The sequence below is a fragment of the Aquicoccus sp. genome (genome assembly GCF_041686535.1).
Taxonomy (GTDB): Bacteria; Pseudomonadota; Alphaproteobacteria; order Rhodobacterales; family Rhodobacteraceae; genus Aquicoccus.
This window is the reverse complement of sequence record NZ_JAWLDS010000113.1, coordinates 1-8,556: the sequence shown is the minus strand read 5'-3', so window position 1 is coordinate 8,556 and position 8,556 is coordinate 1. Positions and strand designations below refer to the sequence as shown.

Genomic DNA, 8,556 nt, shown 5'->3' with positions numbered 1-8,556 from the left:
TCGGAGGTCTCGCACATCGACGAGAACGAGATGCGCCAGTTGATGCAGGAGATCGTTAACCGCCTCTACACGTTCCATCTCGAGGCCAACGATCCCAAGCTGCAGGCGACCATCGAGCGCTGGATGGGCGTCGCGATGAAATGGGACGAGCCGGAAATCGATCAACGGATGATCAGCAGTCACACCGACTCGACCTGAGAAAAACGAGGTGACCGTCGCCAAAAATTGAGCCCGGCATCGTCGATCAGCCCCGGCCGCCGCTCTTCAAGGGTCACACCGACTTCGTGTTCAGCAACGTATAATTCTGCGTCCGATTCAGGAGGGTGTCGTTGCTCTGATCAAGAGCGGCTATAGTCCAATCGAACCATCCCTCCTGCTCTGATGTCCAATGTTTGCCCAGCCCGGTTTCTGCGCATTCCCACCATTGAACATTTTATATAATCTATGTAACGCTAGGTAGATTATATAGAGAGGCGCTGATGGTGCGGCCCACGCGAACAGAGCAAGAGGCACAAGTCGGCGTCGCCCACCAAGCGGCGCGGCCCGGACAGATCCTTGACATTGCCGCACGGCAATTCCGTACGCGGGGCTACGCTGCGGTGTCGATGCGCGATATAGCTACGGAAGTGGGGCTGCGGACCCCCAGCCTATATTATCATTTCGCCTCCAAGGACGAACTTGTCATCGCAGTAATGGATCAAGGGATCCTCGTCGTGCGAGAGGCTGTCACAGCCGCGCTTATGGAATTGCCGCCGGATGCAAACGTGCAAGTGCGGATAGCAACCGCTATGCACGCACATCTGCGCGCCCTGCACGGGGCCAGTGATTATACCTCGGCCAATGTGCGCATTTTTGGCCAATTGCCCGGGGATCTGCGGCGCGCAAATCTGGCGGAACGCCGCGCTTATCAGGCAATCTGGTCCGGGCTTCTGGCTCCGACCTGCACCGTCCATCCGGAGCTGTTGCCCAGCCACGTTGCCTTTGTGATCGGAGCATTGAACGCCACACTGGAGTGGGTTGATCCAGCGCGGATGGATTTGGAGGCATTGGCCGATCATCTGGTTAATCTGCTGCTTCATGGTCTGCTGGCAGGAGGAAAGCCATGAGTTTTTTTACCAAGGTCCGGACCGACAGCGCCGAATTCCAAGCCAACCTCACGGCGTATCACGCCATGACCGACCTTCTGCGCGCCCGCATGGCGCATGTCTCCGAGGGTGGCAGCGCAGCCCATGTCACCCGCCATCTAGCGCGCGGTAAACTGCTGGTGCGCGACCGGATCGACCGGCTCTGCGATCCGGGCACCGCGTTTCTTGAACTGTCGCCGCTGGCTGCATGGGGTCAGTATGACAACGAAGTGCCAGGAGCTGGTATCGTGACCGGCATCGGCATCGTGCAGGGACGGCCGGTGACGGTCATCGCCAATGACGCCACCGTCAAAGGTGGCAGCTTCTTTCACGAAACCGTCAGGAAACACGCCCGCGCGCAGGAAATCGCAGCCAATCTGCGACTGCCCTGCCTCTATCTGGTGGACTGCGGCGGCGCCTATCTGCCCGAACAGGACCGGGTCTTTCCCGACCGCGACCATTTTGGCAACGCCTTCTGGCGGCAGTGCCGAATGTCCGCGTCGGGGCTGGCGCAGATCGCGCTGGTCTTTGGCGGCTGCACGGCTGGCGGCGCTTACATACCCGCGCTGGCGGATCAGGTCATCATGGTCGAGGGCAATTCCCGCATCCATCTGGGCGGGCCATCGATCGTCAAGGTCGCAATAAACGAGGACGTGGATGGAGAGACCCTCGGTGGGGCGTTGATGCATACGACGGTGTCGGGTGTGTCCGATCACCGGGTACAAACCGAAGCGGAGGGACTGACCCTCCTGCGCAGACTTGTCGCCGATCTTCCCGACCCGCGCGCGGGCTGGCAGGCACCACGCGCGGTAAAGCCACCCGCGCTTGACCAGGCCGACATTCCCGGCATCGTGAGCGCCGACCCCAAGCGCCCCTATGACGCGCGCGAGGTCATGGCGCGACTGGTCGACGGTTCTGACATGTCGGAATTCAAACCCGAATGGGGAACTAGTGCCGTTTGCGCCTTCTCAGCGATCCATGGCTGCCCTGTGGGCATCATAGGTAACAACGGCGCATTAGTTTCGGATGCCTCGCTCAAGGCGGCGCAATTCATCCAGATTTGCGACCAGCGGCACATATCACTTCTGTTCTTGCACAATATCACCGGCTTCATGGTCGGGACCAAAGCCGAGCGTGGAGGAATCGCCAAGGACAGCGCCAAGATGGTTTATGCCATGGCCAACGCGCGGGTGCCCAAGATTTCGGTCATCGTCGGCGGCTCTTATGGGGCGGGCAATTACGGGATGTGCGGGCGCGGTTTCCGGCCCGATTTCCTGTTCTCATGGCCCTCGGCCAAGCTGGCGACCATGTCCGCTGATATTGCCGCAAACGTGATGCTGGAACTGAGTCGCAGTAATGTCAGGCACCCCCCAACCAAGGACGATCTGATCAAAATCGACACGCAGGTGCGCGCCCAATATGCCGAACAAAGCGATCCGTATTACGCCACATCGCGGCTCTGGGATGACGGGATCATCGAACCCGAGCAGTCACGCGATGTGCTGGGGCTTTGCCTGTCACTTCTGAACTCGCGCCCTGAAGACGCCCATTTCGCGCCAGTTTACAGGATGTGACCCATGCCGGACTTTGAAAATCTGACGCTTGATATCGACAAAAGGGGCGTGGCCCGCCTGACGCTGAACCGACCCGACCGGCACAATGCGCTCAACGCCGCGCTGATCGCAGACCTTGCCCTCGCAACGGCGCAATTGGCGGCGGACGTGTCCGTGCGGCTGGTGGTGCTGGGCGGTGCAGGTTGCAGTTTCTGCGCGGGCGGCGATATTGGCTGGTTCCGCGACACGCTGGCGCTGGACAGGGCCGAGCGCGTGGCACAAAGCGCCGATCTGGGTCATATGCTGGCCGCTTTTGCGCATCTGCCGAAACCGCTGATTGGGCGCATCCATGGCCCGGCCTATGGCGGGGGCATCGGCATGATCGCGGTCTGCGACGTCACCATCGGCGCACACGTCGCCCGTTTCGGCCTGACAGAGGTACGGTTGGGCCTGATCCCTGCCAACATCTCGCCACATGTGATTGCCCGGATCGGTGCAGCGCGGGCGCGCGCCACGATGCTATCGGGCGAGACCTTTGATGCGGAACACGCCGAACGGATCGGGTTGCTGGACCGCGTCGTGCCAGACTCTGATCTGGACGCGGCGTTGGATGGAGTCGTGGCCGCCCATCTTGAGGCCGCGCCCGGTGCCGTGGCCGCCACCAAGGCACTGATCCGCGATGTCGAGGCAACGCTCCCGGCGGATCACGTGGCATTGACATCGGAACGGCTGGCCGATGCATGGGACAGCGCTGAGGGTCGCAGCGGCATTGACGCGTTCCTTTCACGCCAGACTCCGCCATGGCGGAGCGGCAAATGAGCTTTGATACCATACTTGTCGCCAACCGTGGCGAGATCGCACGCCGCATCATCCGCGCCTGTCAGACCCTTGGCCTGCGTGCCGTGGCCGTCTATTCCGAAGCCGATCGCGACGCGCCCTTTGTTCATGAGGCCGATCTGGCTCTACCCATTGGTCCGGCCGATGCGACGCAAAGCTATCTTGATCCGACCAAGCTGATTGCAGCGGCAAACCGCGCAGGCGCACAGGCGGTGCATCCGGGCTATGGCTTCCTGTCCGAGAACGCTGAATTCGCGCGAGCTGTCACCCAAGCGGGGTTGATGTGGATCGGCCCCACGGCGGATGTGATCACGCTGATGGGCTCGAAATCGGCAGCCAAGGCTCAGGCCGAGGCGGTGGGTGTGCCTGTGTTGCCCGGCTATCGCGGTGCCGATCAGTCCGACGCAACCCTTACAGCAGAGGCTGCAGGGCTTGGCGTCCCGCTTCTTGTCAAGGCCAGCGCGGGCGGCGGCGGGCGCGGCATCCGGCGCGTCGATGATATGGCGGATTTTCCTGCGGCGCTGGCTGCGGCTCGGCGCGAGGCACAGGCGGCTTTCGGCAACGCGGACGTACTGCTGGAACGCCTGCTGGAAAGCGCCCGCCATGTCGAGGTGCAGGTACTGGGCGACCATTATGGCCATGTGCTCCATCTGGGAGACCGCGATTGCTCGGTCCAGCAAAGCCACCAGAAATTGATCGAAGAGGCCCCCGCACCCGATATTCCGGACGAGATCCGGACCGCAATGACCGCGGCGGCTGTCCGTTTGGCCATGCATATCGACTATCGAAACGCGGGCACAGTCGAATATCTGTACAACCCGACCACAGGCGGCTGGCATTTTCTCGAGATGAACACCCGGCTTCAGGTCGAACATCCGGTGACCGAAGCGGTGACCGGGGTTGATCTGGTGGCATGGCAGTTGCGGATCGCGAGAGAAGAGTCGCTGACGCTGACCCAGTCCGATATTACGGTCAATGGATCCGCGATCGAGGCCCGAATCGTGCTGGACGGATCGGAGGGGACCGATGTTACCCGTTGGCATCTGCCCGACCTGCCGGGGCTGCGGTTTGAAAGCGCCGTCGAGGCAGGAAGTGTAGTCTCGCATCACTACGACCCGATGATCGCCAAACTGATCGCCCATGGCCCGGACCGCGCCATCGCGCTTGCCCGTCTGCGCGTGGGGCTGGCGGCGTTGGAGGTGGGCGGAATCGGCACCAATGCCGCGCAAATTGACGCTTTGCTGGCGACGCCCGATTTCGCAGCCGCGCGGCTAGGAACGGATTTTCTGACGCGTCCTTCCCTCAACGCCTCAGCACAGCCCGCCAACGCACAGACTGGGGATGACGCCCCTCCTTTGGCCGCCTTGGCACTTGCTTTGGCCCGCGCAAAATCCAGCCTGGCACCCGGGCCATGGGGAAAGCTTGGGAACTGGCGTCTGACCGCCCCCGCAGGCCGCCGCGGCGCAAGCTGGCATGAAGTCGCGGAAGAGGAACTTTGCGTTCGTGAAATCCCTACAGGGCACGAAGTGTGCGACAGCGCAGGTGTCGTTCTGCTAACCGCCGCATACGCCCTATTGTCCGGCAACACGCTTGATCTTGAGACCGAAGGGCTGCGCCGCCGCGTGACGGTAGAGATTGCAGCGCAGGATATCATCCTGACTGAAGGACTGCGCAGGATCCGCCTGCCCCATGGCACGCAGACCGAACCAACGGGCACTGCGCGGCCCGGCACCGATATCTCCGCCCCGATGCCCGGCCTGCTGGCCGAAGTGCTGCACCCCATTGGCACCTGCTTGAAGCAGGGCGATCCGGTGCTGGTTTTCGAAGCGATGAAACTGATGCAGACCCTGTCTTCGCCCTGCGATGGCACCTTGACCACACTACCACATCCTGTTGGCGCCACGGTTCCAAGTGGCGCGCTACTGGCGCAACTTGCCCCTGAAAAGGATCCTCAGACATGACCGACATGCGCTTTCTGACTGATGAACACCGCATCTTCCGCGATCAATTGCGCCGCTTCGTTGAGGATGAGATCCGCCCCAATGCCGCCGCCTGGGAGGAAGCGGGCCATACCCCTAGGGAGGTGCTGCGCCGGATGGGTGAGCTGGGATTTCTCGGCATCCGCTATCCCGAAGCCTATGGCGGGGCCGAGATGGACACGCTGGCCACGGTGATATTCGCCGAGGAGCTGGGCCGCTCGGGGTATGGTGGCTTTGCGATCACGGCGCTGGTGCATACCGACATGGCCTCGCCGCATCTTTTCAACGCGGGCACACCGGACCAGTTGGCGCATTACATGCCCGACATCATCGCGGGGAAAAGCATAACGGCAGTGGCGGTGACCGAACCCGATGCAGGATCCGACGTCGGCGGGATCAAGACTCGCGCTCGGTTGGAGGGCAACCAGTGGGCGCTGAACGGGCGCAAACTCTACATCACCAACGGGGTGCTGGGGGATTTGTATTTCGTGGCGGCGCGCACCGACATGGATCAGAAATCCTCGCGCGGGACGACCATTTTCATTGTGGAAAAAGGCACACCCGGTTTCACGGTCGCGCGACCGCTGGAAAAGTCCGGCTGGCGCAGTTCGGACACGGCAGAGTTGGTGTTCGAGGATGTCCGCATCCCTGCCGATCAAGTACTTGGCCAAATCGACGGTGGCTTTTACGCCATCATGCAGAACTTCCAGAACGAACGCATCGTCCTGGGTGCGCAGGCCATGGGCGAGGCGCTGCACGCGCTTGAGATCACGCTGAATTACGTCAAGGACCGCAAGGCCTTTGGCGGTGTCCTGTGGGACAAGCAGGCAATCCGACAGCGGCTTTCGCAACGCTGGGCCGAAGTGGCGGCGGCGCGCGCGCTGATCTACCAGACGGCTGTGTCCATGGATGAGGGCAACGACTGCGTACGCGAGGTTTCGGCGATCAAGGCGTTGTGCGGCGATCTGGTCAATAAGGTGATGTATGACTGCCAGCAGTTTCACGGTGGCTTCGGCTACATGTCCGGAACCGACATCGAACGCATGGTGCGCGATGCCCGCGTGCAGGCGATCGGTGGTGGCGCCACCGAGGTTATGCTGGAAGAGATCGCAAAAAGATTGTGAACACAACGCCTGTTCGGACCGAAAGCGCGTGTCGCACTTATCCGGGGGCCACTGGCCGATATGGTCGACTGCTTCTCCGGCTAGATGCGATTGGACACTGCACCTGCATCGGCTCGGTGTCCTCCTTGCGTACCGTGACGCGCGATGCCATGCAGAAGCCAAGCTGCGTATCAAAACCGGCTAAGGCAATCTTTCTACATATACTCGGAGTCATCCGAAACGCTTGTTTTTCAGCAGACGTTCAGAGCAACCGAGACAGGCAGCGTGACAGGAGGGAGTGGAATGCCAAAGGCACCGGCTACATGAATCAGGCTAATCGCAACGCCGTTGAAAGCAAGGATGGTCCGGCGGAGGGGGCCCGCCATGACTGACCGTCGCGGGCCGCTCACCGGCCTGAACATCATCGAAATGACGGGCATCGGCCCGGTGCCCTACGCCTCGATGCTCCTCGCCGATCTCGGGGCGAGAGTCATCCGCATCGACCGTCCCGGCGGCTATCCCGCACCCGATCCGACGCTCGATTTCGCCCAGATGGGCGCGGCCTCGATCTTTTACCGGTCGCGCCGGATGGTGAAGGTGGACCTGAAATCCGCGCTCGGCCGGAATCTGATCCTGCGACTGATCGGCCGGGCCGACGCGCTGATCGAGGGGTATCGGCCGGGCACCATGGAAAGACTGGCACTTGGTCCGTCGGAGGCCCATGCCGCCAATCCGCGTCTGTCCTATGTTCGCGTGACCGGATGGGGGCAGGATGGGCCCATGGCTCAGATGGCGGGGCATGACCTCAACTATATCGGGCTGTCCGGTGCCTTGTCGCTTTTCGGGCGCGACAGCGCTCCCCCAAGAGGACTGCCGCCGCTCGTTGGGGACATGGCAGGTGGTGCGCTCTTTGCTGTGATCGGCACGCTTGCGTCCATACACGCGGCGAAGTCTACCGGGCAGGGGCAGGTTGTCGATTCAAACATTGTGGATGGCTCGGCAAGTCTCTACTCGTTGTTGACTGCGTTGTCGGCGGTGGGCCTGCACGGACCCGCAGGCACCAACGCGCTGGACGGCGGGCGGCACTACTACCGCACCTATGCTTGTTCGGATGGCGGATACGTGGCGGTGGGAGCGATCGAGCCGGCATTCCGCTGGATCCTGCTCGACCGGCTGGGACTTGCCGATGATCCATGCTTTTCCGGTACGACGACGGACGACGAGGCGCATTGCACAAAGACACTGGAAGACCTTTTTCGCACTGCTCCCCGCGCTTATTGGGAACGGCTCTTCCACGACACGGACGGCTGCGTGACAGGTATTCTTGGTCCTGATGACGCGGCCGCCGATCCGCGAAATACGACACGGGACGTGTTCACCCAAATCGACGGTGTCCGCCAGGCGGGCCCTGCTCCCCGCTTTTCCGAAACGCCCGGCGCCATCTCAATATCGCCGCGCGACGCCAGCCCCTCGGCACCGGAGGCACTGACGGAATGGGGGCTCGATCTCGCGGAGATCGAGGCACTGATCGCATCGTCCATTGTCGATTCGTGACGGACCAGGGGCATTGTCGGGCCGGACGCACATTCGATAATTATTGATCTTCCTGACCATGCGTGCGGCCTGCGGGATCACCCAAACGCGCCCACAGCCAGAAAAGGGAGAACAGACAATGAATAGGCCAGCGAAGCGTGCGGCCCCGCTATCCTGCGAAAGTTCAAGCGATCCAGTGAGTTCCATTGTGTGCGTCAGATGTGCGCAGGGTTTTGCGTAAGTGGCCTAGGGGTCCGACACTGGCACGAGAGAGTTGGGCGCGTGACACATCTTAGTCTCAAGATTCAAGTGCGACACCCACGGCCCAGAGGGCATAGGATGTTGCGATGGACAGACAATACAAGCACTTGGATTACGAGGAACGCGGCGTGATTTTTGCGGAGCATCGGCGCGGATCGAGCCTGCG

6 protein-coding genes and 1 pseudogene are annotated in these 8,556 nt (G+C 61.8%); all 7 read left to right on the top strand.

The window, feature by feature from the left end; genetic code table 11:
• Positions 1-198 (top strand): annotated as a pseudogene (locus ACESL9_RS15830) (hypothetical protein); the annotation flags it as partial.
• A 281-nt stretch (positions 199-479) separates the two neighbouring features.
• Positions 480-1,106 carry a TetR/AcrR family transcriptional regulator gene (locus ACESL9_RS15825; RefSeq protein ID WP_372675163.1) on the top strand — a complete coding sequence of 209 codons (627 nt, stop codon included), beginning with the start codon at positions 480-482 and terminating at the stop codon, positions 1,104-1,106.
• Entirely contained in the window at positions 1,103-2,698 is a 1,596-nt protein-coding gene (locus tag ACESL9_RS15820) for an acyl-CoA carboxylase subunit beta (RefSeq protein ID WP_372675161.1), read from the top strand. Before ACESL9_RS15825 ends, ACESL9_RS15820 begins: the two co-directional genes overlap by 4 nt.
• A 3-nt stretch (positions 2,699-2,701) precedes the next feature.
• Complete coding sequence (locus ACESL9_RS15815) at positions 2,702-3,496, top strand: crotonase/enoyl-CoA hydratase family protein (protein WP_372675160.1); 795 nt, start codon at positions 2,702-2,704, stop codon at positions 3,494-3,496.
• A complete protein-coding gene (locus ACESL9_RS15810) occupies positions 3,493-5,475 on the top strand; it encodes an acetyl/propionyl/methylcrotonyl-CoA carboxylase subunit alpha (protein WP_372675159.1) in 1,983 nt (660 codons plus the stop codon). Before ACESL9_RS15815 ends, ACESL9_RS15810 begins: the two co-directional genes overlap by 4 nt.
• Complete coding sequence (locus tag ACESL9_RS15805; RefSeq protein ID WP_372675158.1) at positions 5,472-6,617, top strand: acyl-CoA dehydrogenase family protein; 1,146 nt, start codon at positions 5,472-5,474, stop codon at positions 6,615-6,617. The genes ACESL9_RS15810 and ACESL9_RS15805 overlap by 4 nt, the downstream gene beginning before the upstream one ends.
• A 363-nt stretch (positions 6,618-6,980) precedes the next feature.
• Positions 6,981-8,150: a CaiB/BaiF CoA transferase family protein gene (locus ACESL9_RS15800; RefSeq protein ID WP_372675157.1), complete on the top strand. Its 1,170-nt coding sequence runs from the start codon at positions 6,981-6,983 to the stop codon at positions 8,148-8,150.
• Positions 8,151-8,556: the final 406 nt, after the last annotated feature.

Bases quoted from the DNA above. Each gene is read 5' to 3' on its own strand.
- ACESL9_RS15825 (WP_372675163.1), top strand. From the start codon at position 480: ATGGTGCGGCCCACGCGAACAGAGCAAGAGGCACAAGTCGGCGTCGCC.
- ACESL9_RS15820 (WP_372675161.1), top strand. From the start codon at position 1,103: ATGAGTTTTTTTACCAAGGTCCGGACCGACAGCGCCGAATTCCAAGCC.
- ACESL9_RS15800 (WP_372675157.1), top strand. From the start codon at position 6,981: ATGACTGACCGTCGCGGGCCGCTCACCGGCCTGAACATCATCGAAATG.
- ACESL9_RS15815 (WP_372675160.1), top strand. From the start codon at position 2,702: ATGCCGGACTTTGAAAATCTGACGCTTGATATCGACAAAAGGGGCGTG.
- ACESL9_RS15810 (WP_372675159.1), top strand. From the start codon at position 3,493: ATGAGCTTTGATACCATACTTGTCGCCAACCGTGGCGAGATCGCACGC.
- ACESL9_RS15805 (WP_372675158.1), top strand. From the start codon at position 5,472: ATGACCGACATGCGCTTTCTGACTGATGAACACCGCATCTTCCGCGAT.